The sequence below is a fragment of the Pseudomonas profundi genome (assembly GCF_008638305.1).
Lineage (GTDB): Bacteria > Pseudomonadota > Gammaproteobacteria > Pseudomonadales > Pseudomonadaceae > Halopseudomonas > Halopseudomonas profundi.
Window position 1 is genome coordinate 1 of record NZ_VTPZ01000041.1, and the last position, 1,044, is coordinate 1,044.

Consider the following 1,044-nt stretch of genomic DNA (forward strand, 5'->3'; position numbering starts at 1 on the left):
ACCCTCGACACCGCCATCCGCGAAACCGAGGCGCTGATCGGCAAGCTCAAGGCCGTCAAGCAGGGCCTGCTGCACGACCTGCTGACCCGTGGCATCGACGCCAACGGCCAACTGCGACCGCCGCAGAGCAAAGCGCCGCAGCTCTACAAGGAGTCGCCGTTGGGGTGGATTCCGAGTGAGTGGGAGGCGCTGCCGCTTGATACTGTTGCGGTGCGAGGCAGCGGCCACACACCAAGTAAAAATGTCTCTTCCTACTGGAATGGCGGCATCAAGTGGGTTTCCCTGGCCGACTCGCATCGTCTCGACAGGATCTATATCTACGAGACGGACAAAGAAATCAGCGAACTTGGTATAGCCAACTCATCGGCTGTTCTTCATCCCGAGGGAACCGTCATCTTGTCCCGCGATGCTGGGATCGGAAAAAGTGCCATCCTGGACTGCGACATGGCGGTGAGCCAGCACTTCATAGCGTGGCGTTGCGGAGAAAAGCTGAACAACCTTTTCCTGTACTTCTACCTACAGCGAGAAAAGCCCAAGTTCGAGGCTATTGCGATAGGAAGCACGATCAAAACCATCGGACTGCCATTCTTCAGGAGCTACGAAATTGCAGTGCCTCAACGCTGGGAGCAAGATCAAGCGGCTGCCATCCTTATGGAAACTGAGCAGGATCTGGCAGCCCATGATGCCGAACTGGAAAAGCTCCGCCAGCAGAAGGTTGGCCTGATGGACGACCTCCTAACTGGCCGCGTCCGCGTCACCCCGCTGCTGGAATCTGTGCAGCAACCTGCTGCACAAACGGGAGCCTGACATGACCCGGCGCCTGCCGCCCCGCGAAACCCTTACCGTCGAGTTCAAGAGCGACCTGAAGAAGCTCCCCGACCGCGAGCTGATCGAGGCGCTGGTCTGTCTGGCCAACGCCGAAGGCGGCGAGCTGTGGCTGGGCGTCGAGGATGATGCCACGCCCACCGGCCTGCATGCCGAACATCGCATGCTGGAAGGGTTGGCCGGTATGGTGGCGGCGCGGACTTCGCCGTCGTTGTCGGT

The 1,044-nt window shown here is 59.9% G+C and carries 2 protein-coding genes; both read left to right on the plus strand.

What is annotated here, in order from left to right:
• Positions 1-807: restriction endonuclease subunit S (locus tag FZE95_RS19465; protein ID WP_190324607.1), on the plus strand; the 807-nt coding region annotated here is incomplete at its 5' end.
• 1 nt (position 808) lies between these two features.
• A partial coding sequence (locus tag FZE95_RS19470) for an AlbA family DNA-binding domain-containing protein (protein ID WP_150302443.1) occupies positions 809-1,044 on the plus strand: 236 nt, incomplete at its 3' end.